This is a genomic window from Dorea chungnamensis (genome assembly GCF_039832125.1).
Taxonomy (GTDB): Bacteria; Bacillota; Clostridia; order Lachnospirales; family Lachnospiraceae; genus JAFBIX01.
Genome location: NZ_JBDOHT010000001.1, coordinates 52,545 through 77,693, shown reverse-complemented (window position 1 = coordinate 77,693; position 25,149 = coordinate 52,545). Strand labels below are relative to the sequence as shown.

Sequence of the window (25,149 nt, the reverse complement as noted above, 5' to 3'; positions counted from 1 at the left end):
CCTAGAATCTATAGTGAGCAAATGCTTTATTTGCTTCAGCCATCTTGTGCATGTCTTCTTTCTTCTTCACTGATGCGCCAGTGTTGTTAGCTGCATCAAGGATTTCATTTGCCAATCTTTCTTCCATTGTCTTCTCTCCTCTTTTACGAGAATACAATGTCAGCCAGCGAAGTGCTAAAGTCTGTCTTCTGTCAGCTCTGACTTCGATTGGTACCTGGTAGTTCGCTCCTCCGATACGTCTTGCCTTTACTTCAAGTACTGGCATGATGTTGTTCATAGCCTCTTCGAATACTTCGATTGCCGGCTTGTCGGATTTCTCTGCGATTCTTTCAAAAGCTCCATATACGATCTTCTGTGCTACACCTTTCTTACCGTCTAACATAACGTTATTGATAAGTTTTGTTACCACTTTGCTGTTGTATAATGGATCTGCTAATACGTCTCTTTTCTGAGTATGTCCTTTACGTGGCACGGTTCTTCCCTCCTTAAACATTCTGATTAATTCATCGGTACTCACATGTGTCTTTCTAATGATACTGTGTAGTGCTGGGCATACAATCTATATACCTGCAACTTACTTAATCATAGTTCTGTTTGTGACTACATTAGATACTGAAGTTCCTCGTCATTACATTCCGAAGAACTACCCTCACATTAAGTTCATGCTTCGTTTATCACTCGCATTCACTAACTGTTCAGGCATTATTTTTTAGCGTCTTTTGGTCTCTTAGCACCGTATTTAGAACGTGCCTGTCTTCTCTTGGCAACACCTGCTGTATCAAGTGTACCTCTAACGATATGATATCTTGTACCTGGAAGGTCTTTTACTCTTCCTCCACGGATAAGAACAACGCTATGCTCCTGAAGGTTGTGTCCTTCACCCGGGATGTAGCTTGTTACTTCGATACCGTTAGAAAGACGTACTCTGGCGATCTTTCTAAGTGCTGAGTTAGGCTTCTTTGGTGTAGCTGTCTTAACTGCTGTACATACGCCTCTCTTCTGAGGAGCAGATGCATCGATACTCTTCTTTCTTAAAGAGTTATACCCTTTCTGAAGCGCTGGAGCTGTAGACTTCTTTACAGATGTCTGACGTCCTTTCTTTACTAACTGGTTAAATGTTGGCATTCTCTTTCACCTCCTACGATTATAATAAGTTGCTTAATGTGTAAATATTTACGCGCAAAAAAATACTATGCATTCCAATGCACGCTCAATCAGTTTATTACGAATTTCCCTTATTGTCAAGGGTTTTTACATTTTTTCACTATTGTTTTTTGTTTCTTGTTATATATTGTATATGTGCTGAATCATCAGTACAAATATAATTCCGACCAACAATCCTGCGCAGTCAATCAACACATCTGTGACCTGTCCGCTTCGTCCGGGCACAAACAACTGATGAACCTCATCACTGCAAGCATAGGCTGCGCCAATCACGAAAGCCAGCCGTAACTTCTTGCCAATACGATAACTCTCACCCACTGCCATAAGTAGAATTCCCAGAATGATATATTCTGTAGCATGGGCACATTTGCGGACCGGATAGTCAATCCGTTCTGCATAAGCCATTTGTTCGGATTCCGGCCACTTTTCAAAGCCTGGTTCAAACAGCTCACCAATCTTACGCCCTACAGACTGGCTCATCTCTTCAGACTGATCCGCTGGTTTTGCAGAAAAAGAAAAGATTACAGCCATCCACAGAATTACCAGCAATGTAAATATCACTTTTTTCATGGATTTCTGATTATAATCCCAATACATCTGCAATTGCGCCCATCTCTTCTAACGCAACGTCAATTAAATCATCAAGACTAAGTCCGGTAAACTCAATCGCTTCCATATAATCTCTGTTAGCACCCTTTGCAAACCGCATTTCATTAAAACGCTTCATTACGGATTTGTGCTTTACACTTGCAATCTTCTTATCCGGATAAATCTGTGCGACAGCTTTCACAAATCCACTCATTGGGTCTGCCGCCAGAACTGCGTACTGAAGATTCGTCTTTGCTTTTACTCCACTCTTTGGATTGTGTGCACAGATTGCATCAAACAATACCTTATCATCAATTCCCTCTTTTTTCAGAATCTCTACAGATGTTGGTCCATGCACGCTCAGATCGTGCTGCCAGTCGCATTGCTCTTCATCCAGATCATGAAGAAGACCTACGATTCCCCAATATTCTACTTCATCCGGTGCAAGGCGTTTCGCCAGTCCCTTCATAATTGCTTCCACCGCATACGAATGGGTAATATAATTCTCACCTTTCATATATTTCATTAAGATATCATGTGCTTGTTCCCTGTTCATATTCCTATCCTCCTGATCTTGTGTTTCAAAAAATTCGCTTGTATGTTATTGTAACATAACCCTGATAAAATGTGAACTTTTTCACGACTATAATATCTGCTTGATTCTACTGTGTTCTTACTATAAAATAATGATTTGTAAGATTTTTACAATAGAAAGGAACCTATCATGGAATTGTCAATATACACTTTTGCAATCGTCTGTCCTCTCGTATTCCTTGCAGGCCTTGTGGATGCTATCGGCGGCGGTGGGGGATTAATCTCTCTGCCAGCTTATCTGATTGCAGGGCTGCCTCCTCACACCGCAGTGGCTACTAATAAAATGTCTTCTCCTTTTGGGACGGCGCTTGCTACTTTTCGATTTGCCCGCAATCGTCTGATCAATCTGAGATTATCCATACCTTCTGTGGCTGCAGCAATTATCGGTTCATTCATCGGTTCTCATCTTTCCCTGATGATCCCGGAGAAAATATTATCTTATGTGTTAATTATCATTCTTCCCATATCCGCTTTCCTGGTGTTGAATAAGAAGCTGTTCAACGATGAAGGATCTGACGAGATTACACTGGATCGACGTACTTACCTGACAGCTACACTCGCTGCTTTTATCATTGGTTGTTATGATGGTTTCTATGGCCCCGGAACCGGAACATTTCTGATCATTGCATTTACAATATTTGCAAAATTAAGTATTAAGACAGCCAACGCGCAGGCTAAGGTCATCAACCTGACGACAAATATTACTTCGCTGGTTGTATTTTTATTCAACGGACAAGTCCTGATTCCACTCGGTCTTGCTGCTGCCGTCTGCAATATGTTGGGCGGATATATCGGAGCCGGTCTTGTTATGAAAAATGGAAGTAAGATTGCCAAGCCAAGTATCCTGCTCGTTCTTGTACTACTGGGATGCAAAGTTGCAGGATTATATTAAGTGTAATTCACAATTTTATCTCTATAACTTCAAAAAGAGCAGTCAACCAAGTGACTGCTCTTTAATAATACTCTCTGATATTCTACTCTTCTGGTACTACGATCAGATCTTTTGTGAAGCTGTTCAATACTTCGCATCCATCTTCTGTAATGATAACAAGATCTTCGATACGAACACCGATACCTTCTTCTTCGATATAGATACCTGGTTCTACAGAGAAGCACTGTCCAACCTGGATGATATCTTCATTTACAGAAGATACATCACCGAATTCATGATCTTCAAGACCGATGGAGTGTCCGGTTCTGTGTGTAAAGTACTGTCCGTAACCTTTTTCTTCTATGTAATTTCTTGCAGCGAGGTCAACATCGCACATTCTGTTGCCTGGTTTTGCAGCTTCGATACCACGTCTGTTAGCTTCTACAACGATATCGTAGATTTCTCTTGCACGGTCAGATACTTCACCGATGAATACTGTTCTTGTCATATCAGATGCATAGTTGTCTTTGAATGCTCCGATATCAAGGATTACACAATCACCGCGTTTTCCCTTGGAATCATCTGTTACATGATGTGGATCTGCAGCACCTTTTGCGTATGCTGTGATTGGATCAAAGGATACATCCTCACATCCAAGATCTTTATAAATCTCACGAATCTTAGCATTCAGTTCTCTTTCTGTTAATCCTTTTACAACCCATGGGATTAATCTTTCCATAGCGATATCATTCAGTCTGGAAGATTCTCTCATCAATTCCTGTTCTTTTTCATCTTTTACCATACGGATATAGTCGATGATCGGAGAACCATTTACAAACTTGCTTCCTCCGCCCAGCTCCTGCAGACGAATCAAGAATCTTGACGGCCATGTCTTGTCGATACCCATAACTTTATCTTTTTCTACAAATCTGCTTAAGATCTCAACACCGTCTTCGATGTCATCATACCATACAAGATCTACTCCAAGATCCTTCTCCTGTGGGAATAGCTTATTAATTACCAGTTTATGATTGCCATTTACATTCAGATATAATGCTAATAATCTTTCTCCTGGGATAATCCATTTTCCAGTAAGATAGAAAATAGCCACTGGATCTGATACGATCATCTGTGGGATCTCATGTTCCTCCATTGATTTTAATACTCTTGCCACTTTGTTTTGGTCCATTATTTTCCCCAACCTTTCTAATATTAAATATTAAACGTTAGGAAACCGGCAGACCATCTCTGCCGATTTCTACTAGAGACTATTATAGACTGTTGTACAAAAAAAGTCAATTTATCTTCTACATTATCATCATTTTGCTGCAAATCTCAAAAAATTCTTCTCATATATTTTGTCAAGGATTTCTTCCTGTAATCCTAATCCGCACATCTGCCGTTCCTCATTTCCCGCCACATAATATCCATCCGGTTTCAAAATATATGGTCCTTTTGTCTCAAGAAATCCCGTAATCAGATGCATTCTGGATTCACACTCTTCTATAGAAAGAAATGTGGGTTCTTTTTTTATCACTGCACGTGCGCCAATATCCGTACCAAAGCAAATCCGCTCCTGATATCTGTCAAAAAATCGCTTTGCCTTCTCTTGCTGTGCTGACAGATTATAATACAATTCTATTCCTGGTGTAATGTCTATGTAAACATTCTGATACCGGTCTAATATCTCCGAAAGTCGGTCAAGCTGCTTAGACAGGAAGAAAAAATGTGGAAATAAAATGCGAAGCTTCGGATGATTTTCCAACACTTGCAAAATCTGTCGATACTGTTCTTCATTATTGATATAAGTGGAATCATAAAACCACCCAGCCTTTTTCGCAAACTCTGACACTTCTAACGGATTCCAGAACTCCTCCGGATCATTCACATGCATATACACAGGTACCTGTTTTTCTTCCAGATACTCCCAATAATCTTCCCACAATGCACTGTCAAAATCTGGAATCGGATATTGCTTTCGAACATTCGGTTTTCCCTCCAGCATCTTGATTCCAACACACCCGATCTTCATAAGCCTGTCCGCTTCCTGAAGAAGCGCCTCCTGCATCCGATCAGGATGTAGACTATATATTCTCCGATCCAGGCCTCCAAATATATACACCGGAATTTTGCAGCTCTTCCTGAATTCAAATGCATCCTGCTCAACAGCCATTCCATTTCCTCCTGGAATACACTGGAGTGCAATTGCTGAGAAATGATACTTTTGGATTACATGCTGTAATCTATCCAAACCAATACTTTTGGCATAATGAATATGTCCGTCAATCATGTAGGCCACCCCTTTCTGATATCTATTTTAACATATTCCTTCTATAATAAACACATCGCAACTGCAAAGAAGAGAAGATGAACTCTCCCCTTCTTTACAAAGCAAAAAACAAACTATATTGTGAGATAATCAAGTTAATATTCGATATCAACCGGCACTCCTGTATCTGCTGATTCATGTATAGCGATAATAGCCAATGCGGTCTTTCTTGCATCTTCTAATGTCACACGAAATTCTCTTCCATCTACTAAACGATCAACAAAATCTCGGATGCTTTCATACGATAAACCTTTACACCTGTCAAAGACCATATTAGACACCAATATATCAGGTACACTTGCCTTTTCTTCAGTCACTTCTTCTATCAGATTATGACTGGAAAGATCCAAACTGATCATTCCCTCTGTACACATTACACTACATCGAAAATCATTGATATTCCGATTTCCATTTGGTGTAACCCATCCATTTTCCATATGTGCGATTGCACCATTTTCAAATTCAATCGTTGTTAAATACACATCTGGAGTATCCACTCCCAGTTCTTTCAAAATTCCTTCTTTTTTTACGGAGTATACTCTTTTTGCTTCTGAATCGAGCAGCCACCTAAGCGAATCCAGGCTATGACTTCCAAGGAACCATAAAATAGATGATTTTGATGCCCACGAAAGCATATCTGTAGCTACCCACTTCACATCACTATGCCGAATATAGGCAGTATACGGCTTTCCTAACTTACCCGAAGAGATCTCTTGTTTTGCCGTATTGAACGGAGGATTCCAGCGGTTATGCAGATCCACCATACAGCGTACCTGATTTCTCTCCACTGCCTCACAGATTCTTGCAATGTCTTCCCTTGTCGTTGCCAATGGTTTTTCTATCAAAATATTCTTTTTTGCATCTGCCATTGCCACAGCAATATCTGCATGTGCAAAATCCGGGGTTACAATCGCAACTGCATCTACTTCTTCATCAGCTGCCAGATCATGATAATCTGTATATACTTTTCTAATACCATATTTTTCTGCAATCTCCCTTGCCCGTTGTTCATTCATATCACAGATAGCGACTGGATCTGCAAACAAATGCTCTGCATAGATTGAAGCGTGTGTCTCGCCCCATGTTCCAGCCCCAACAATTCCCATTCGAACCTGCTTAATCTCCATATTCTTTTCCTTCTTTCATTATCATTATTGTTTTACGGCACCGGCAGTCATTCCACTTACCAGATGCTTCTGCAAAAGCAAGAACAAAATTACAACTGGTATTGTAATCAGAACTGCACCCGCCATAAGCGTTCCCCAATTCGTCGTATACTGTCCTTGAAAACTGGCAATACCAACAGGCAATGTCCAGTTCTCATAACTTTTCATAAAAGTACTTGCAAATAGATATTCGTTCCACCCATTAATAAAAGAAAAAATTCCGGTTGCCACTAACCCAGGCACTGTAAGAGGTAAAACCACAGTCGAAAAGATACGGAATCTTCCGGCACCATCTACCCGGGCCGCTTCTTCTAATGAGATGGGTATAGTATCAAAAAATCCTTTCATCATCCAAGTACAAAACGGAACAGAAAAAGTACAATAGGCTGCTACCAGACCAATTCTGGTATCCAAAAGCTGTAGATTTCCCATAATTACATATAATGGAATAATTAACAGTGATCCAGGAAGTACTTGTGTTGTCAAAATAAAGTATGATAAAAATCCTCGACCTCTGAACCTGAATCTAGATAATCCATATCCCCCCAATGTTGCTATGATCATCGAAAATACTGTTGTTAACAGAGCGACTATCACACTGTTTGTAAGCCATTGCGGAAAGTCAAATGTAGAAGATTGTGTCGTAAGCATTTCCGTATACCCTTCTACAGTTGGTTCATTCGGAATAAATGATGGCGTCTTACTGTAAACTTCATTTGCAGGTTTAAAAGATGTCGATATCATCCATACAAATGGGAATAACGCAAACATACACACGAGAATCACTAGTATTACTGTTATTATTTTTTTTACTCTTTTTTTCTTCACACTTACCCCTCCTCCTTACTCAACACTTTGAAATAGAAGAATGTAAATGCTAATGAAACGAGCAACATCAACATTCCTGCAGCTGCGGCTTTTCCAAAATCAAAATATTTGAATCCTGTTTGTTGTATGTAAATTGTTAAAAGTTCTGTTGCTCTGGAAGGACCACCTTTGGTTAAGACATATGCAATCGCATAATCTTTAATCGTCCAGATAATCAACAAAAGAAATACTGTTGTTGATACCGCTTTAATAGACGGAACTGTAATATACCGAATCTTTTGAAATGTTGTTGCCCCATCAATATCTGCCGCTTCATACAAATCAGATGACACACTCTGCATGCCCGCCAGGAGCATGATTGCCACATACGGAAAACCTTTCCATATATTTACAACCATTGCTGCTGGCAGTGCAACCGTCGGATCTTGCAAATATGCGATATTCTGTGATAAAATCCCTGCATTATTTAACAAGAAATTTATGATTCCATAATCCTGATCATACATTAATATCCATACAAGACATGCGACTACTTCAGGAACGGCCCATGGGATGATGATCAATGCTCTTGCAAGCCCACGTCCCAGAAACTTTGTATTGAGCAGTAATGCCGTAATAAATCCTACTATATATCTTCCTGCCACAGTAACTACTATATAGATCAGTGTCACTTTAACCGAATTAAAGAAATATTCGTCAGAAAGAACTGACTGGTAATTCTTCAAACCTACAAAATAATGTCCTGCTGGTGAAGGTTTTGTCACATAATAATACTGAAAACTCATAATTGCTGCTTTCACAATCGGAACCACCAAAAACAAAAGCAAGATAAGAATTAATGGCAGAAGAAAGAAATAGGGTTCTATTTTTTTATTTAATCTCTGAGGTTTTACTGCTTTCATCAACGGACCACTCCCTCTACTTTTTCTTATTCTGCTGCGTCTCTATTCATTACCTCTTCAATCTTCTCCTGAGCCGTATCCATTTCACTCTGTACATCTGCTGCCTGCTCGGAGAACATCTTCTGAGCTGCATCCAGCATAATCTGTGAAATCTCACCGAGCTGTGGAATATTAGGGTCTGCAACAAGATCTGTATAATTATTCTGCATAAAATCAACAATTGCATGTTCCAGTTCATGATTATTGATATATTCTTCACTGGTAGAATAATCTGTGTTACTTGGAATCATTCCGCAATCTGCAATAATCTTCTGTGCTTCATCAGTCGTCATCCACTCAAGGAAAGCATATGCCTCTTCTGGATGTTCACAGTTTTTACTGATCATAGTAACTAACGGATAGTTCGTTGGATTTGGTTTATAAGTCTCTCCTTCATACACAATATCAAACTGTGGAATAATACCTATATCTTCCATCAATGACTCGTCTCTTTCTTTGGACATGCCTACGAACCAAGGTCCATCCATATTAAATGGCACTTCGCCATTCCAGAACATCTCTCTGGAATCTTTTTTATCCGTCACTAATTTTGCAGCTTTATCTTTTAAGATAAAATCCTGCCACCATTGAGCAGCCCACACATTTTCTGGAGCATTAACATTGACATTTTCTGCTGTGTATGGTTCTGATTCTCCGTTCGGGAAGTACAATCCATTAGACACCGGTCTTGCAATCAGACGATTCCACTCGCTAACAGTAAATGCATGTGTACCTGACACAACTCCCATTGCGTACTTACCTTCCGAGGTGAATTTCTCACAGGCTTCTCTAAAATCTTCTTGTGTTTTAATAGATTCAGGATCTATTCCTGCTTCTTCCAACATTGATTTGCGATAAAAGATTCCTGTTGTTCCCCAGGCATAACTGGAAATCGCAAGTGTTTTTCCGTCCACATCACACATCTCCTGTCCGACCAGTTTTTCTTTTAACTCATCGCTCATATATTCGGAAAGATCAATAAATGTGCCTCCCTCGCGAATCGCATTGTAAGTAGATATGTTTTCTGGGTACACCTGGATCATATCACTTTCATTGTTGGCCAGTATTTCAGTCGTGATATTGTCCCAATAACCATCATAACCTGCACCAAGAATTTCAATACTTACGTTTGGCTCTTTCTTACTGTAAGCTTCCAGGAGTGCATCAATTGCCTTTTGATGGGGCTCTTCTACATATACTGATGTAGAAAAAGTAAGTTTTATTTTTCCGTCTTCATTTCCATCATTTTTCTTGTCCTCCTTCTTGCTTCCACATGCAGCTAAGCCACCCACCATAGCTACACATAACAGTACAGAGAGAATCCTTACTCTTTTTTTCATAGCTTTTCCTCCTTCTTTTTTTGTTTCTTTTATATGAAAATTATATGAGATTGTTCTTTGGGATAACATGTAAATTATTCAGATTTAACATTTTATTTTGTGAGTATTTTACATTTTATCAGAAAGTACGTGATATATTTTTAACATTTTCTAATTTTTATTGCGTTTCATCTTTTTTTACAGTATACTTACCTTTGTATTACACAGGAGGCGTTACTATCATGTATACTGTAATGATAATTGATGATGAACCTTGGACAATTATTGACATTGAAAATACTTTTGCACTGGATGAAATGGGATTTGAAATCATTGATTCTTTTCGAACTCCCTTAAAAGCACTTCCTGCCATCATTGCAAAAAAGCCAGATCTTATAATTACTGATATTCGTATGCCAGGAATAAACGGTCTGGAACTAATGCAAAAGGTCAGAGAGCAAAACATAAATTGTGAATTTATTATTGTCAGTGGATACAGTGATTTTGCTTATGCTAAAGAAGCAATCTCCTATGGTGTTGCCGGTTACTGCCTCAAACCATTGAATCCTAACGAAACATCCTTATGTCTGGAACGGGTAAAAAAGGCTCTTGACAAGCGGACAACTCCTGTCACACCACCCGCATATATTGACGATAATTTTGAGAAAATTCGAAATTATATGATTACTCATTTTTCTGAAAAGCTTACCTTAAAATCTCTTGCCAGCCATTTTGACATAAATCCAAATTATTGTTGTTCTTTATTCAACAAATATCTTGGACAGACATTCTCACAATATCTGACTCACTTGCGCGTCACAGAAGCACAGAATTTACTCAAGACAACAACGCATTCTCTGGAAACAATTGCCTCAATGGTCGGATACAGCGACTATTTTTACTTCAGTAAAGTTTTTAAAAAGCATTGCAGTTACTCACCAAAAGAATACCGAAAGTTATTCTCCACCCCGAAGGAGTATAAATTATGAAAAAAACATTATCACATCAATTTATAGCCATTTTACTAATTCCAATTCTTATCATTTTGGCATTCAGCAGCTATACGATGTTTCAGATGCTAGATGAACAAACTGAGAATTTAAAGGGATATTGCTCTTCAACAATTGAGAATGTCAAGATAAATATTGTTTCCATGACTACCAGCATGAAAAAAACTTCCACTATATTTGCTTCGCAAGAAGAAACCCAGTCTTATCTGTTAAGTGCATCTACAGATACGCATCAATTACAGCGGCAATCATTCTCCACCTTGATCGGCATGGCACACTCCTATACGCCTGGTCTTGTAGATATCATAGTCTGGGACAAGAACTCTCCAACAAGTATGGTCAGTTATATTCCTGCTGATATGGAAGATTTTACGGTTGAACATTTTATGGATGAACAAAGAAACACCGAAAGTTATTTTGAGTTCTATATCCAACCTGTCACAAATACGCCTTATATGATCTATTTCAGCCCAATATATATGACAACTTTTTCAAAAGATTTTGGAAAACATCTTGGTAATATTGCTATTATCTGTAAAACAGATACTTTGAACCAGCTTGTGAACTCGACAACAGATATGTCTCTAAATATCACAGATGACACAACAGGCAATATATTATATTCAAATAGTCCCGAAAGTTCCTTCTCTAAGGCTACAACCCAAGAACTTTTTTATGAAATCGAAAACATACCGAATACGAATCTGTCTGTTACCGGCACCATTTATAATGAGCAATTACATCTATTCAAAGACGAACAATCCGAATTATTGATTGCCTTGGCATTTTTGCTCTTTTTCTGCATCCTTTATCTTTCAATTGCCGTTCACCATATAATTATCAAACCGATTCATCAATTGAACGAAGCAATCGAGTCTACCGATTATATGCAGCACGAACTTCAGCTTCACACAAAACTGAATAATGAGATCGGCTCTATTGCTTCCCATATTAATGCTCTTCTTACAAGAATCGCTTCACTGAATCAAAAAAATATCACTTCGCAGGCCCGGCTTTATGAAATGGAGATCAGTAAAAAGCAGACTCAGATTTATGCCTATCAAAGCCAGATTAATCCACATTTTTTATATAATATGCTTCAATGTATGCGAGGCATCTCTTTAATCCATGGCATACCCGAGGTTGCACAAATATGTACTAATATGGCAGATCTTTTTCGCTACTCTATTAAAGGAGCATTTCTGGTCCCTCTGAATGATGAATTGACAATTATTGATAAATATCTCTACATGATTCAGGTACGGTTTCAAGATCGTATCTCCTACAGTCTGGATATTCATGATGATACAAAGCAATGTCTGATTCCTAAGATGATTCTTCAGCCACTTGTAGAAAATGCTATTTTTCACGGATTGGATTCTATCGAGAACAATGGAATGATTCAGATATCTGCTTACCGTAAAGGCTCAGAACTTTATATTCTTCTGCAAGACAATGGAATTGGATTTGATGAAAATATATTAATAGAATTGAATAAGATACTGACACAAGACGCCCCGGCGGATATCAATGCCTCATTTAATGGATCCGAAGGAATTGGAATTATCAATATTCATAATAAAATTCGATTATATGAAGGAATAGAATATGGAATATCTGTTGAAAGCTCACCGGGAGATACACGTCTTTGTATTCATCTGAATGCTAACCAAACTTTAACTGAACAGACAGATGGAGCAGGATCATAATAATCCTGCTTCATCTGTCTATTCTTAAGATATAATTCACTTATAACTTATCCTTCTCCAGATCTTTCCCCTGGCACTGTCCAGAACAGCCGCTACACCCACAGCCACATCCTCCGCCTGATTTTTTCTTTTTCCACATACTTCTGATAATCAGCGCAACAATTACTAATAATACAGCTCCTACAATTGTTGTTGACACGATACTGCTTACTGCTAATGCCATAGAATCTCCTTCTTTCTATCTAAATAATCCTCTTATTATGCCTTTGCTTTTCTTGCCTTGACGCTGGATATGTTCATATTCAGTGAAGTGCTCTCTTTATACGGTCTGAACAACAGATAGAGGAATCCGATAACTACCAGAACCGCTGCAATCGTTCCAATTCCAACTCCTCCACCAGTGAAGAGAGAGCCAAACTGATAGATACACAATGACACTGCATAAGCAAATACACACTGATATCCGATTGCAAACCAGGTCCATTTTGCACTGTTCATCTCACGCTTGATCGCTCCGATTGCCGCAAAGCAAGGTGCACACAGCAGGTTGAATACCAGGAAGGAATATGCTGCGATCGTTGTCATACTTGCTGCCAGAGTGCCCCAGATCTCAGAACCATCTTCTGCTACTTCAGCGAATCCATAGAGGATACCGAATGTACCCACGACATTTTCCTTTGCTACCAGACCAGTAATTGCCGCAACGGCTGCTTTCCAGTCTCCCCATCCAAGCGGAATGAATATCCATGCAAAGATTTTTCCGATATTTGCCAAAAATCCCTGGCTCAAATCATCTACCATACCAAAGTGTCCGTCTACAATGCCGAAGTTTGAAGTAAACCATACGAAGATCGTAGACAGTAAGATGATGGTACCTGCTTTCTTGATAAATGACCAGCCTCTTTCCCACATGCTTCTAAGGACATTTCCTACAGTTGGAAGATGATATGCAGGAAGCTCCATTACAAACGGTGCCGGATCTCCCGCGAACATCTTTGTCTTCTTCAGAATGATTCCAGAGCAGATAATTGCAGCGATTCCCACAAAATATGCACTTGGCGCAACCCAGGATGCTCCATCAAACAATGCACCTGCAATCAATGCAATAATCGGTAATTTTGCTCCGCACGGGATGAAAGTTGTCGTCATGATCGTCATTCTTCTGTCGCGCTCATTTTCAATTGTACGAGAGGCCATAATTCCAGGAACTCCACATCCGGTACCAATCAGCATTGGGATGAAGGACTTACCGGATAAACCAAATTTACGGAAAATTCTGTCCATGATAAACGCTATACGAGCCATATATCCGCAAGATTCCAGGAATGCCAGGAAGATGAACAATACAAGCATCTGTGGTACGAATCCAAGCACTGCTCCAACCCCGGCTACAATACCATCCAGGATCAATCCCTGCAGCCAGTCTGCACAGTTAATGCTTACAAGGAAGCTTTCGATTGCCGGCGGAATGATCTCACCAAACAGCACATCATTGGTCCAATCCGTCACGAAAGTTCCTACTGTTGTAACGGATACATAATACACAATCCACATAACGACAGCAAAAATAGGAAGTGCAAGCCAACGGTTCGTAACGACTCTGTCAATCTTATCAGATGTCGTCAACTTCTCTTTATTTGCCTTCTTCAGACAGTCACCTATCACAGAAGATATGTATGCATAACGCTCATTTGTAATGATACTTTCTGCATCATCGTCAAACGCTTTCTCAGCTGCTGCAACAATATTTTCAACATCAGGCGCCTGTTTTAACTGTTCCTGAATCTTGTCATCACGCTCAAAAAGTTTGATCGCATAGAAACGCTTCTGCTCTTCCGGCACATTCGTCAGCACGGTTTCAATCTCATCTAACACGGATTCTACTTCCGCTGCAAATTCATGGACTGGTGCAGATGCTTTCTTTTCTGCAAGTTTTACTGCTTTCGCTGCGGCTTCTTTTACACCTTCTCCTTTTAAAGCAGATATGCTTACAATTTCACATCCCAGTTTTTCAGAAAGCTCCTTCGTGTTGATCTGGTCACCAGATTTTTTCACCACATCCATCATATTGATTGCCATCACTACTGGAATTCCAAGCTCCATCAACTGTGTAGTCAGATATAAATTACGTTCCAGGTTGGTTCCATCTACAATGTTTAATATCACATCCGGGCGTTCTGTAATCAGATAGTTTCTTGCCACTACTTCTTCCAGTGTATACGGTGACAGGGAATATATTCCCGGCAGATCCATGACGGTGACATCTTTGTTATCCCTTAACTTACCTTCTTTTTTCTCTACGGTTACTCCTGGCCAATTACCCACAAACTGATTAGAGCCTGTAAGTGCATTAAATAATGTTGTTTTTCCACTGTTCGGATTACCGGCAAGTGCAATTCTTACTCCCATTTTCATTCCTCCTGTACGACTCATCTATTCTACTTCAATCATCTCTGCGTCTGCTTTTCTAAGGGAAAGTTCATATCCTCGAACAGTCACTTCCACCGGATCCCCCAATGGCGCAACCTTTCTGACATAAATTCCTGTTCCTTTTGTGATTCCCATATCCATGATCCTGCGTCTTGTTGCTCCTTCACCATGCAGTTTCACGACCTTTACGTTCTGGTCACATTTCACATCTCTTAATGTCTGCATCCTCTCTTCTCCTCCTATATCATAATCTTATTCGCAATCCCTTTACTTACCGCAACTCTGGAGTCCTTTACCTGAACGATTATGTTGCCTCCATTACTCGACACAATCTTCACCTGTTCCCCTGTCACAAATCCCAGATTTTCCAGAAATTTTTTCACTTCGTCATGTCCGCCGATTCTTTTAATCGAAGCGGTTTCGCCTGAACCTAACATTGTCAGTGGCATCATAATCACTCCTTCTTCCTTATTTGGCTCTTATATCCGCACTACCATTTCTTTATGAATCAGTTCCATATCCTCCAGCAATTGTATTGTCCGATAGACGGTAGCAATACCCACCTTGTCATCAATTTTCTTTGCGGCGAAATATATCTCTTTGCAGGAGGAATATTCGTTTGCTAAAATAATACGAAGCAACATCTTTCTCTGATCTGTAATTCGATAACCTTTTTCTTTCAATTGTCTGATTACTTCTTCTACCTTTTCTTCCTGGCTCATATTTCACCTCACTTGATTTGATACTGATTATCATTTACATTGGAATTATATTCTTATTGATACTGATTGTCAATATCGTTAATGATAAGTTTTATCAATAACAAAAGAGGAGACGAATTTTTTTAAATCCGTCTCCTCTTTTATCTTTTATCTTTTATTCTTCTACGAAATCAATCATTTCTTCCATATCATCTATGTCTTCATCTAACATGATTTCATCATCCATGGACATCTCTGTATCGAGCTTGATATCGCGATATTTTCTCATACCTGTACCAGCCGGGATATGCTTACCGATGATTACGTTCTCCTTCAGACCAACCAGCGGATCGATCTTACCCTTAATTGCTGCCTCTGTCAGTACCTTCGTTGTTTCCTGAAAGGATGCAGCTGACAGGAAGGAGTTCGTTGCAAGTGATGCTTTTGTAATACCAAGCATAATCTGCTCTCCTGTTGCCGGCTCTTTACCTTCTGCAATTAATGCCGCGTTCACATCTTCAAATTCCAGTCTATCTACATTAGTTCCTGGCAGGAATTCTGTATCACCAGCTTCTTCCACACGAACCTTCTTCAGCATCTGACGTACAATGACCTCGATATGCTTATCGTTAATATCAACACCCTGCAGACGGTATACACGCTGCACTTCCTGAATCATGTAATCCTGTACAGCTCTCAGACCCTTGATCTTAAGGATATCATGTGGGTTCACACTACCTTCCGTCAATTCATCTCCGGCCTCTAACTCTACACCATCCTGAATCTTGATTCTTGATCCGTAAGGAATCAAGTATGCTTTTGACTCTCCGGTCTCGTTATTGGTTACAATAATTTCACGTTTCTTCTTTGTATCATTAATGGTGGCTCTTCCTGCAAATTCTGTGATGATTGCAAGACCCTTCGGCTTTCTTGCCTCGAAAAGCTCTTCGACACGAGGAAGACCCTGTGTGATATCATCACCGGCTACACCACCCGTATGGAATGTACGCATGGTCAACTGTGTACCAGGCTCACCGATAGACTGTGCCGCAATAATACCTACTGCTTCACCAACCTGCACCGGCTCACCGGTTGCCATGTTAGCACCGTAACATTTTGCACAAACACCATTGTGAGATCTACAGGTCAGAATCGTACGGATCTTGATCTTCTTCAGTGGTTCCCCGTTCTCATCCACACCTTTCTTCATGATCAGCTCTGCACGCTTTGGTGTTACCATATGGTTCGCTTTTACAAGAATGTTGCCATCTTTATCTACGATATTTTCACACAGATAACGTCCGGTAATACGCTCCTGTAAGCTTTCAATCTCTTCATTACCATCCATGAACGCTTTTACATACATTCCTGGAATCTCAGCACCCTTTTCCACACAATCCATTTCGTGAATGATCAGTTCCTGTGATACGTCAACCAGACGTCTGGTCAAGTATCCGGAATCGGCGGTACGAAGCGCTGTATCGGACAGACCTTTACGAGCACCATGAGCAGACATGAAGTACTCCAATACATCCAGACCTTCACGGAAGTTTGACTTAATAGGCAACTCAATGGTACGACCGGTTGTATCAGCCATCAGACCACGCATACCGGCCAGCTGTTTGATCTGCTTGTCAGAACCACGGGCTCCGGAATCGGCCATCATGAAGATATTGTTGTATTTATCAAGTCCAGACAACAGTGCTTCTGTAAGAGCATCATCCGTTGCCTTCCATGTCTCAACAACTTCTTTGTAACGTTCCTCTTCTGTGATCAGACCACGCTTGAAGTTCTTTGTGATCTTATCCACGGTATCCTGTGCCTTCTGAATCATCTCTGGCTTCTGCGGAGGTACCGTCATATCTGAGATAGATACGGTCATAGCCGCTCTGGTGGAATATTTGTAACCGATGGATTTTACTGCATCCAGAACTTCTGCGGTTGCAGTGGATCCATGGGTGTTAATAACTTTTTCAAGGATCTGTTTTAACTGCTTCTTACCTACGTGGAAATCAATCTCCAGCAGTAATTCATTGCCTTCTACTTCACGGTCTACAAATCCAAGATCCTGAGGAATGATTTCGTTAAAGATAAATCTTCCCAGTGTAGATTCAATGGTTCCTGTCTTCACAGTTCCATCTGGCATTGTCTTAGATACACGTACTTTGATACGTGAGTGAAGCGTCAGGGCATCATTTTCATAAGCAAGGATTGCTTCATTCACACTCTTAAATGCTTTTCCTTCTCCTTTTGCCCCAGGTCTTTCCTGTGTCAGATAATAGATACCAAGTACCATATCCTGTGAAGGAACGGCAACCGGTCCACCATCAGATGGTTTCAACAGGTTGTTTGGTGACAGCAGTAAGAAACGGCATTCTGCCTGTGCTTCTACAGATAACGGAAGATGGACAGCCATCTGGTCTCCGTCGAAGTCGGCATTGTATGCAGTACATACCAATGGATGAAGCTTAATCGCCTTACCTTCTACAAGGATCGGCTCGAATGCCTGAATACCAAGTCTGTGCAGTGTGGGGGCACGGTTCAGCATAACCGGATGTTCTTTGATAACATCTTCCAGTACATCCCACACCTCTGGCTGTACTCTTTCTACCATCTTCTTGGCATTCTTAATGTTATGAGCAGTTCCGTTCTGAACCAGTTCTTTCATGACGAATGGTTTGAACAGCTCAATTGCCATTTCTTTTGGAAGACCACACTGATAAATCTTCAGTTCTGGTCCTACGACGATAACAGAACGTCCAGAATAGTCAACACGTTTACCCAAAAGGTTCTGACGGAAACGTCCGGACTTACCTTTCAGCATGTCTGACAAGGACTTCAGAGCTCTGTTACCAGGTCCTGTAACCGGACGTCCACGACGTCCGTTATCGATCAGAGCATCTACAGCTTCCTGCAGCATTCTCTTCTCATTTCTAACGATAATATCTGGTGCGCCTAATTCAAGCAGGCGTTTCAGACGGTTATTTCTATTAATAATTCTACGGTACAGATCATTCAGGTCAGAGGTAGCGAAACGTCCGCCATCCAGCTGAACCATTGGTCTAAGATCTGGTGGGATGACCGGAATTGCTGTCATGATCATCCACTCCGGCTTATTTCCAGACTCACGGAAAGCTTCTACGACCTCCAGACGTTTTACGATTCTTGCACGCTTCTGTCCAGTTGCACCTTTCAGTCCTTCAGATAATTCTTTGTATTCCTTATCCAGGTCAATTGCTTCCAAGAGCTCTTTGATGGATTCCGCACCCATACCTACACGGAATGCACTGCCCCATTTTTCTCTCGCTTCCTGATATTCCTGCTCAGACAACACCTGTTTATACTGAAGATCTGTCTCCCCTTTATCTAATACGATATAAGAAGCAAAATACAGTACCTTCTCCAGAGTTCTCGGAGACAGGTCAAGAATCAGACCCATACGGCTTGGAATTCCTTTGAAGTACCAGATGTGTGATACCGGAGCAGCAAGGGCGATATGCCCCATACGCTCACGACGCACACTCGCTTTGGTGACCTCAACACCACAGCGGTCGCAGACTACACCTTTATAGCGGATCTTCTTATACTTACCGCAGTGGCACTCCCAGTCTTTGCTAGGTCCAAATATTCTTTCACAGAATAAGCCGTCTTTTTCTGGCTTTAAGGTTCTATAATTAATTGTCTCAGGCTTTGTAACTTCTCCCCTTGACCATTCCAGAATCTTCTCAGGCGATGCCAAACCGATTTTGATTGCATCAAAAGTCATTGGCTGATATGTTTGTTCCTTATTGTTTTCTGGCATACTGGCACCCCTTCCTATTCATTATCTGACATATCGTCATATCCATAGTCATCAGTTTCTTCAAATTCCATATCGAAGTCATCATCTTCAGGCTCTTCTTCCACATCTACCAGTTCTTCACCCTGGAATTCCTGTTCTGTGTAGCCATGTGCCCCAAGATCATCATCCTGATGGTACCTTCTGTCTCCTTCAATTAATGAGCGGAAATCAGTTTCACCCATATCGGCAGTTTCCATGATCTCTACTTCTGTATTGTCATCACGCAGTACACGTACATCCAATCCAAGAGACTGTAATTCTTTCAACAATACCTTGAAGGATTCTGGAATTCCCGGCTCTGGGATATTCTCACCCTTAATGATTGCCTCGTAAGTCTTCACACGGCCGACAACATCATCTGACTTCACAGTCAGGATTTCCTGCAATGTGTAAGATGCACCATAAGCCTCCAGTGCCCATACCTCCATCTCACCGAAACGCTGTCCACCAAACTGTGCCTTACCACCTAACGGCTGCTGTGTAACCAGTGAGTAAGGACCGGTTGAACGTGCATGGATCTTATCATCAACCAGGTGATGCAGTTTCAGATAATGCATGTGTCCGATGGTTACCGGGCTGTCAAAATATTCTCCGGTTCTTCCGTCACGCAGACGAACCTTTCCATCTCTGGAAATCGGAACACCTTTCCACAACTTTCTGTGATCTCTATTGTCGGACAGATACTGAAGCACTTCTGGAAGCAATTCTTCCTTATGCTTTGCCTCGAACTCTTCCCAGCTTAAATTTACATAATCATTTGCCAGGTCAAGTGTATCCATAATATCATTTTCATCTGCACCATCAAATACCGGTGTTGCAATGTTAAATCCTAATGCTTTTGCTGCCAGAGACAGGTGGATCTCCAATACCTGTCCGATATTCATACGTGAAGGCACACCCAATGGGTTCAGCACGATATCCAGAGGACGTCCGTTTGGCAGGAACGGCATATCTTCTACAGGGAGTACTCGGGAAACGACACCCTTGTTACCATGACGTCCGGCCATCTTATCACCAACAGAGATCTTTCTCTTCTGTGCAATATAGATACGAACAGACTGGTTCACTCCCGGAGACAGTTCGTCACCATTATCTCTTGTAAATACCTTTGCATCAACAACGATACCATATTCTCCGTGTGGCACTTTCAGGGAAGTGTCTCTTACTTCACGTGCTTTTTCACCGAAGATTGCGCGGAGCAGTCTCTCTTCTGCAGTCAGTTCTGTCTCTCCCTTCGGAGTTACTTTACCAACCAGAATATCTCCGGCACGTACTTCTGCACCAATACGGATGATACCTCTCTCATCCAGATTCTTCAGGGCATCATCACCAACACCCGGAATGTCTCGAGTGATCTCTTCTGGTCCCAACTTGGTATCACGTGCTTCTGCTTCATATTCTTCAATGTGGATAGATGTATAGACATCTTCCTGTACTAATCTTTCACTTAATAATACCGCATCCTCGTAATTATAACCTTCCCAGGTCATGAATCCGATCAGAGGGTTCTTACCAAGAGCCATCTCACCATTAGATGTAGATGGTCCGTCAGCAATTACATCACCGGCTTCTACCCGTTCACCCTTGAATACAATCGGTCTCTGGTTATAACAGTTGCTCTGGTTACTTCTGAGGAACTTGGTTAATTTATACTTCTTAAGACTTCCATCGTCCTGACGAACGGTGATCTCTGTAGAAGTAGAGCGTTCTACAACGCCGCCTGCTTCTGCAACAACACATACACCGGAGTCAACCGCAGACTTCTCTTCCATACCGGTACCTACAACTGGTGCTTCTGTCATCATAAGAGGCACTGCCTGACGCTGCATGTTGGATCCCATCAGCGCACGGTTCGCATCATCATTTTCCAGGAAAGGAATCAATGCTGTAGCAACAGAGAACACCATCTTTGGAGATACGTCCATGTAATCGAACATTCTTCTTTCATATTCCTGTGTCTCTTCACGGTAACGACCGGATACATTCTTATGGATGAAATGTCCTTCTGCATCTAACGGCTCGTTGGCCTGTGCTACATGATAGTTATCTTCTTCATCAGCTGTCATATAGACAACTTCTTCTGTTACGACCGGATTGGCCGGATCATCATGATTAATCTTACGATATGGTGCCTCAATAAATCCGTACTGGTTGATTCTCGCATAGCAGGCAAGAGAGTTGATCAGACCAATGTTCGGACCTTCAGGTGTCTCAATCGGGCACATTCTTCCATAATGTGAATAGTGAACGTCTCGAACCTCGAATCCGGCACGGTCTCTTGACAGACCACCTGGACCAAGAGCAGACAGACGTCTCTTATGGGTCAACTCACCCAGTGGGTTGTTCTGATCCATGAACTGTGACAACTGAGAAGAACCAAAGAACTCCTTCACAGCAGCTGTAACAGGCTTAATATTGATCAGTGACTGTGGTGAGATACCTTCCAGATCCTGGGTTGTCATTCTTTCACGGACAACTCTTTCCAGTCTGGAAAGACCTATTCTGTACTGATTCTGTAACAACTCACCTACGGAACGGATACGTCTGTTGCCAAGGTGGTCGATATCGTCATCATTTCCAAGACCATATTCCAGATGAATATTGTAGTTGATAGATGCCAGGATATCTTCTTTTGTGATATGCTTTGGAATCAGATCATGGATATCTCTCTTAATCGCATCTTTCAGCTCATCAACATCACCGGCGGTCTCTTCCAAGATACCTGCCAGAACCGGATAATATACCTGTTCGGTAACTCCGACTTCCTTCGGATCAATATCTACGATTGCTGCAAGATCAACCATCATATTAGAAAGAACCTTAATATTTCTCTCTTCTTCCGGTCTTTCGATCCATACATATGGAATGGCTGCATTCTGAATCTGATCTGCCAGTTCTCTGGTAATCTTAGTTCCGGCTTCTGCAATTACTTCTCCTGTAATTGGACTCACAGCATCCTCTGCCAGCACCTGACCAGAGATACGGTTCTTAAGAGCCAGCTTTTTATTGAATTTATATCTTCCTACTTTTGCAAGGTCATAACGTCTAGGATCAAAGAACATACTGGTAATCAGACTCTCTGCACTGTCCACTGCCAACGGTTCGCCTGGACGGATCTTCTTATATAATTCCAGAAGACCTTCCTGATAGTTTGTAGCCGCATCCTTCTCAAAACTTGCAAGGATCTTCGGCTCCTCTCCAAAGAGTTCAACAATCTCTGGATTTGTACCAATTCCCAGCGCACGAATCAACACGGTGATCGGTACTTTTCTTGTTCTATCTACACGTACATAAAAAACGTCATTGGAATCCGTCTCATACTCCAGCCATGCACCACGGTTCGGGATAACAGTAGATGAATACAGTTTCTTACCTACTTTATCATGTGCAATTGCATAATAGATACCTGGGGAACGCACTAACTGGCTTACGATAACACGTTCTGCTCCATTAATTACAAACGTACCTGTACTGGTCATCAACGGCAGATCCCCCATGAAGATTTCATGCTCGTTGATTTCGTCTGTCTCTTTGTTATGAAGTCTTACTCTTACTTTTAATGGTGCCGCGTAAGTCGCATCACGCTCTTTACACTCTTCGATTGTGTACTTCACGTCTTTTTCACACAAAGTGAAATCAACAAATTCCAGGCTCAAATGACCACTGTAATCAGTAATCGGGGAAATATCATCAAATACTTCATTCAACCCTTCATCCAGGAACCACTGATAGGAATCCTTCTGGACTTCGATCAAGTTAGGCATCTGAAGAACTTCTTTTTGTCTGGAATAACTCATGCGTGAACTTTTTCCACTTTTGATAGGACGAATTCTGTTTTTCTCCATATTGACGTTTCACTCCTCATTTATATTTTAACTAGATTCCGAACGATATCACGGTATAACTTTCCACAATAGCGCATTTTTTACTATATCATAAACTTTTCGAGCTTGTCAATCACTTTTTTTATTTTTTCAAAAAGGTTTCAAAAAGGGGGGCGGAGGTTTTTGAAAAGCCCCCCGTCCCCTCTCTGCTACAGACGTATCTGCCGGATTAATTTACGGATCGGTAATACGAATGATGGTGATACGGACAGTTCATCGATTCCCATCTTCAGGAACGTCTCTGTCAATGTCATATCTGCGCCAAGTTCTCCGCAGATACCTACCCAGCAGCCATGCTGGTGTCCATTATCTATGGTTGTCTGAATCATACGAAGCACTGCCGGATGGTGTGCATCGTAGATATTATCAAGTTTCATATTCTGGCGGTCGATCGCAAGTGTGTATTGTGTCAGATCGTTCGTTCCGATACTGAAGAAGTCAACTTCCTGTGCCAGCAGATCACTGATCATGACCGCTGCCGGCGTCTCTATCATAATCCCCTGCTCAACTTCTCCGTAACGAATTTCTTTTGCATCCAGTTCTTGCTTAATCTCTTCTACAATCGCCTTGATCTGCCTCACTTCATCGACGGAGATAATCATCGGATACATAATTGCAATATTGCCATATGCGCTTGCACGAAGAAGGGCTCGCAGCTGAGTCTTGAATATTTCCGGTCGATCCAGACAGATGCGGATCGCACGATAGCCCATAGCCGGATTCTCTTCTTCTTCCATATGGAAGTAATCCACTTGTTTATCCGCACCGATATCAAGCGTCCGGACAATCACTTTTTTGCCCGCCATATTTTCTGCAACCGTCTTATATGCCTGGAACTGTGCCTCTTCATCCGGATAATCGTCAGCTTCCAGATACAAAAACTCACTTCGAAATAGGCCGATACCGGCCGCATCATTGGCCAACACCCCAGCAACATCCTTCACACTTCCAATGTTCGCATACAGACGAATCTTCTTTCCATCCAGGGTTACATCTTCTTTTCCCCGGAGCTGCTCTAACAATTCTCTGGCTTCCAGATCTTCTCTTTGCTTCTGCTGCATCTTTGTAAGCACTTCTTCTTCCGGCTCAATGTATAGTTTTCCTTCATAGCCATCCACTACTGCCAGTTTTCCATTCCAGTCTTCCTGAATCTCTACTCCGATCAGCGCCGGGATATTCATGGTTCTTGCAAGAATTGCCGTGTGCGAATTAGAAGAACCATAGCGGGTAACGAATGCCAACAGCTTCTCCTTGTCCATCTGCACCGTCTCACTTGGTGCCAGGTCATCCGCCACAACGATGACAGGTTCTGCTCCCAGATCCCCACCATTATTTCTCCCACTCAGGACATTCACAAGCCGTTCGGATATATCCTTGACATCCACTGCTCTGGCTTTAAAATAATCATCATCCATCTCTGCAAACATTGCAGCAAAGTTATCCCCAGTCGTCGCAACCGCGAATTCTGCATTGACCTGCTGTGTTTCGATGATATTTACTATAGAATCTACATAGTCATCATCTTCCAGCATCATGGCATGAACCTCGAAGACAGCTGCATTGACCTCTCCTACCTCTTTGACTGCTTTCTCATACAGAACATTCAGCTGTGCGATCGCTTCTTCCCGTGCCGCTTCATATCTCCGGAGCTCTGCTGCAGTATCCTGGATCTTCTCTCTCTTTACGGACTGTTCTCCCTTCTGGTAGAAGAAGAGCTTGCCTATGGCAATGCCTTTCAATATTGATTTTCCCTGATAAACTTCCATCTCTGCTA

21 protein-coding genes are annotated in these 25,149 nt (G+C 41.4%); 3 read left to right on the top strand and 18 right to left on the bottom strand.

What is annotated here, in order from left to right; all coding sequences use genetic code 11:
• Position 1: 1 nt before the first annotated feature.
• The 4 genes from rpsG to ABE613_RS00390 all read right to left on the bottom strand — a co-directional run bounded on the left by rpsG (position 2) and on the right by ABE613_RS00390 (position 2,308).
• On the bottom strand, positions 2–472 hold the full coding sequence (rpsG, locus tag ABE613_RS00405) for a 30S ribosomal protein S7 (protein WP_235231608.1): 471 nt from the start codon (positions 470–472) through the stop codon (positions 2–4).
• 230 nt (positions 473–702) lie between these two features.
• Positions 703–1,125, bottom strand: a complete 423-nt coding sequence (gene rpsL / locus ABE613_RS00400; RefSeq protein WP_235231607.1) for a 30S ribosomal protein S12 — start codon at positions 1,123–1,125, stop codon at positions 703–705.
• A 159-nt stretch (positions 1,126–1,284) separates the two neighbouring features.
• Positions 1,285–1,761, bottom strand: a complete 477-nt coding sequence (locus ABE613_RS00395; RefSeq protein WP_347375463.1) for a VanZ family protein — start codon at positions 1,759–1,761, stop codon at positions 1,285–1,287.
• A complete protein-coding gene (locus tag ABE613_RS00390; RefSeq protein ID WP_235231605.1) occupies positions 1,745–2,308 on the bottom strand; it encodes an HD domain-containing protein in 564 nt (187 codons plus the stop codon). The genes ABE613_RS00395 and ABE613_RS00390 overlap by 17 nt, the downstream gene beginning before the upstream one ends.
• Before the next feature lie 168 nt (positions 2,309–2,476).
• Between ABE613_RS00390 and ABE613_RS00385 the strand changes: the two genes are divergently transcribed.
• Positions 2,477–3,238 (top strand): sulfite exporter TauE/SafE family protein, encoded by a 762-nt coding sequence (locus tag ABE613_RS00385; protein WP_347375326.1) that lies wholly within the window; start codon positions 2,477–2,479, stop codon positions 3,236–3,238.
• A gap of 82 nt (positions 3,239–3,320) precedes the next feature.
• Here the strand turns inward: ABE613_RS00385 and ABE613_RS00380 are convergent, their stop codons facing one another.
• The 6 genes from ABE613_RS00380 to ABE613_RS00355 all read right to left on the bottom strand — a co-directional run bounded on the left by ABE613_RS00380 (position 3,321) and on the right by ABE613_RS00355 (position 9,821).
• Positions 3,321–4,406: a M24 family metallopeptidase gene (locus ABE613_RS00380; RefSeq protein WP_347375325.1), complete on the bottom strand. Its 1,086-nt coding sequence runs from the start codon at positions 4,404–4,406 to the stop codon at positions 3,321–3,323.
• 129 nt (positions 4,407–4,535) lie between these two features.
• On the bottom strand, positions 4,536–5,507 hold the full coding sequence (locus ABE613_RS00375) for an amidohydrolase family protein (protein ID WP_347375324.1): 972 nt from the start codon (positions 5,505–5,507) through the stop codon (positions 4,536–4,538).
• Positions 5,508–5,641: 134 nt separating this feature from the next.
• Positions 5,642–6,673: a Gfo/Idh/MocA family protein gene (locus ABE613_RS00370; RefSeq protein WP_235231598.1), complete on the bottom strand. Its 1,032-nt coding sequence runs from the start codon at positions 6,671–6,673 to the stop codon at positions 5,642–5,644.
• Positions 6,674–6,697: 24 nt separating this feature from the next.
• Complete coding sequence (locus ABE613_RS00365) at positions 6,698–7,540, bottom strand: carbohydrate ABC transporter permease (protein ID WP_347375323.1); 843 nt, start codon at positions 7,538–7,540, stop codon at positions 6,698–6,700.
• 2 nt (positions 7,541–7,542) lie between these two features.
• A complete protein-coding gene (locus tag ABE613_RS00360) occupies positions 7,543–8,442 on the bottom strand; it encodes a carbohydrate ABC transporter permease (protein WP_347375322.1) in 900 nt (299 codons plus the stop codon).
• A gap of 26 nt (positions 8,443–8,468) precedes the next feature.
• A complete protein-coding gene (locus ABE613_RS00355; protein ID WP_347375321.1) occupies positions 8,469–9,821 on the bottom strand; it encodes an ABC transporter substrate-binding protein in 1,353 nt (450 codons plus the stop codon).
• 221 nt (positions 9,822–10,042) lie between these two features.
• On the opposite strand from ABE613_RS00355, the gene ABE613_RS00350 reads away from it, so the two are divergent.
• A complete protein-coding gene (locus tag ABE613_RS00350; RefSeq protein ID WP_347375320.1) occupies positions 10,043–10,789 on the top strand; it encodes a response regulator transcription factor in 747 nt (248 codons plus the stop codon).
• Positions 10,786–12,519, top strand: coding sequence for a sensor histidine kinase (locus ABE613_RS00345; RefSeq protein ID WP_347375319.1), 1,734 nt, complete (start codon positions 10,786–10,788; stop codon positions 12,517–12,519). The genes ABE613_RS00350 and ABE613_RS00345 overlap by 4 nt, the downstream gene beginning before the upstream one ends.
• 40 nt (positions 12,520–12,559) lie before the next feature.
• Here ABE613_RS00345 and ABE613_RS00340 read toward each other — a convergent pair whose 3' ends face one another.
• The 8 genes from ABE613_RS00340 to ptsP form a co-directional block, all read right to left on the bottom strand.
• On the bottom strand, positions 12,560–12,742 hold the full coding sequence (locus ABE613_RS00340; protein ID WP_235231594.1) for a FeoB-associated Cys-rich membrane protein: 183 nt from the start codon (positions 12,740–12,742) through the stop codon (positions 12,560–12,562).
• Positions 12,743–12,777: 35 nt separating this feature from the next.
• Positions 12,778–14,928, bottom strand: a complete 2,151-nt coding sequence (feoB, locus tag ABE613_RS00335; RefSeq protein WP_235231593.1) for a ferrous iron transport protein B — start codon at positions 14,926–14,928, stop codon at positions 12,778–12,780.
• Positions 14,929–14,952: 24 nt separating this feature from the next.
• Positions 14,953–15,174, bottom strand: a complete 222-nt coding sequence (locus ABE613_RS00330) for a FeoA family protein (protein ID WP_235231592.1) — start codon at positions 15,172–15,174, stop codon at positions 14,953–14,955.
• Between the two features lie 14 nt (positions 15,175–15,188).
• Positions 15,189–15,401, bottom strand: a complete 213-nt coding sequence (locus ABE613_RS00325; protein WP_235231591.1) for a FeoA family protein — start codon at positions 15,399–15,401, stop codon at positions 15,189–15,191.
• A gap of 27 nt (positions 15,402–15,428) precedes the next feature.
• Positions 15,429–15,671 carry a Fur family transcriptional regulator gene (locus tag ABE613_RS00320; protein WP_347375318.1) on the bottom strand — a complete coding sequence of 81 codons (243 nt, stop codon included), beginning with the start codon at positions 15,669–15,671 and terminating at the stop codon, positions 15,429–15,431.
• A gap of 154 nt (positions 15,672–15,825) precedes the next feature.
• Positions 15,826–19,452: a DNA-directed RNA polymerase subunit beta' gene (gene rpoC / locus ABE613_RS00315; protein WP_347375317.1), complete on the bottom strand. Its 3,627-nt coding sequence runs from the start codon at positions 19,450–19,452 to the stop codon at positions 15,826–15,828.
• A gap of 14 nt (positions 19,453–19,466) precedes the next feature.
• Positions 19,467–23,336: a DNA-directed RNA polymerase subunit beta gene (gene rpoB / locus ABE613_RS00310; protein ID WP_235231588.1), complete on the bottom strand. Its 3,870-nt coding sequence runs from the start codon at positions 23,334–23,336 to the stop codon at positions 19,467–19,469.
• A 188-nt stretch (positions 23,337–23,524) separates the two neighbouring features.
• Entirely contained in the window at positions 23,525–25,141 is a 1,617-nt protein-coding gene (gene ptsP, locus ABE613_RS00305) for a phosphoenolpyruvate--protein phosphotransferase (protein ID WP_347375316.1), read from the bottom strand.
• Positions 25,142–25,149 lie beyond the last annotated feature (8 nt).

What these genes read in the sequence shown, in the direction of transcription:
- ABE613_RS00360 (WP_347375322.1), bottom strand. Translation starts at nt 8,442, where the DNA reads ATGAAAGCAGTAAAACCTCAGAGATTAAATAAAAAAATAGAACCCTAT.
- ABE613_RS00325 (WP_235231591.1), bottom strand. Translation starts at nt 15,401, where the DNA reads ATGATGCCACTGACAATGTTAGGTTCAGGCGAAACCGCTTCGATTAAA.
- ABE613_RS00370 (WP_235231598.1), bottom strand. Translation starts at nt 6,673, where the DNA reads ATGGAGATTAAGCAGGTTCGAATGGGAATTGTTGGGGCTGGAACATGG.
- ABE613_RS00330 (WP_235231592.1), bottom strand. Translation starts at nt 15,174, where the DNA reads ATGCAGACATTAAGAGATGTGAAATGTGACCAGAACGTAAAGGTCGTG.
- ABE613_RS00375 (WP_347375324.1), bottom strand. Translation starts at nt 5,507, where the DNA reads ATGATTGACGGACATATTCATTATGCCAAAAGTATTGGTTTGGATAGA.
- ABE613_RS00320 (WP_347375318.1), bottom strand. Translation starts at nt 15,671, where the DNA reads ATGAGCCAGGAAGAAAAGGTAGAAGAAGTAATCAGACAATTGAAAGAA.
- rpsL (WP_235231607.1), bottom strand. Translation starts at nt 1,125, where the DNA reads ATGCCAACATTTAACCAGTTAGTAAAGAAAGGACGTCAGACATCTGTA.
- ABE613_RS00340 (WP_235231594.1), bottom strand. Translation starts at nt 12,742, where the DNA reads ATGGCATTAGCAGTAAGCAGTATCGTGTCAACAACAATTGTAGGAGCT.
- ABE613_RS00390 (WP_235231605.1), bottom strand. Translation starts at nt 2,308, where the DNA reads ATGAACAGGGAACAAGCACATGATATCTTAATGAAATATATGAAAGGT.
- ptsP (WP_347375316.1), bottom strand. Translation starts at nt 25,141, where the DNA reads ATGGAAGTTTATCAGGGAAAATCAATATTGAAAGGCATTGCCATAGGC.
- ABE613_RS00380 (WP_347375325.1), bottom strand. Translation starts at nt 4,406, where the DNA reads ATGGACCAAAACAAAGTGGCAAGAGTATTAAAATCAATGGAGGAACAT.
- rpoC (WP_347375317.1), bottom strand. Translation starts at nt 19,452, where the DNA reads ATGCCAGAAAACAATAAGGAACAAACATATCAGCCAATGACTTTTGAT.
- rpoB (WP_235231588.1), bottom strand. Translation starts at nt 23,336, where the DNA reads ATGGAGAAAAACAGAATTCGTCCTATCAAAAGTGGAAAAAGTTCACGC.
- ABE613_RS00355 (WP_347375321.1), bottom strand. Translation starts at nt 9,821, where the DNA reads ATGAAAAAAAGAGTAAGGATTCTCTCTGTACTGTTATGTGTAGCTATG.
- ABE613_RS00350 (WP_347375320.1), top strand. Translation starts at nt 10,043, where the DNA reads ATGTATACTGTAATGATAATTGATGATGAACCTTGGACAATTATTGAC.
- ABE613_RS00385 (WP_347375326.1), top strand. Translation starts at nt 2,477, where the DNA reads ATGGAATTGTCAATATACACTTTTGCAATCGTCTGTCCTCTCGTATTC.
- ABE613_RS00345 (WP_347375319.1), top strand. Translation starts at nt 10,786, where the DNA reads ATGAAAAAAACATTATCACATCAATTTATAGCCATTTTACTAATTCCA.
- ABE613_RS00395 (WP_347375463.1), bottom strand. Translation starts at nt 1,761, where the DNA reads ATGTATTGGGATTATAATCAGAAATCCATGAAAAAAGTGATATTTACA.
- feoB (WP_235231593.1), bottom strand. Translation starts at nt 14,928, where the DNA reads ATGGGAGTAAGAATTGCACTTGCCGGTAATCCGAACAGTGGAAAAACA.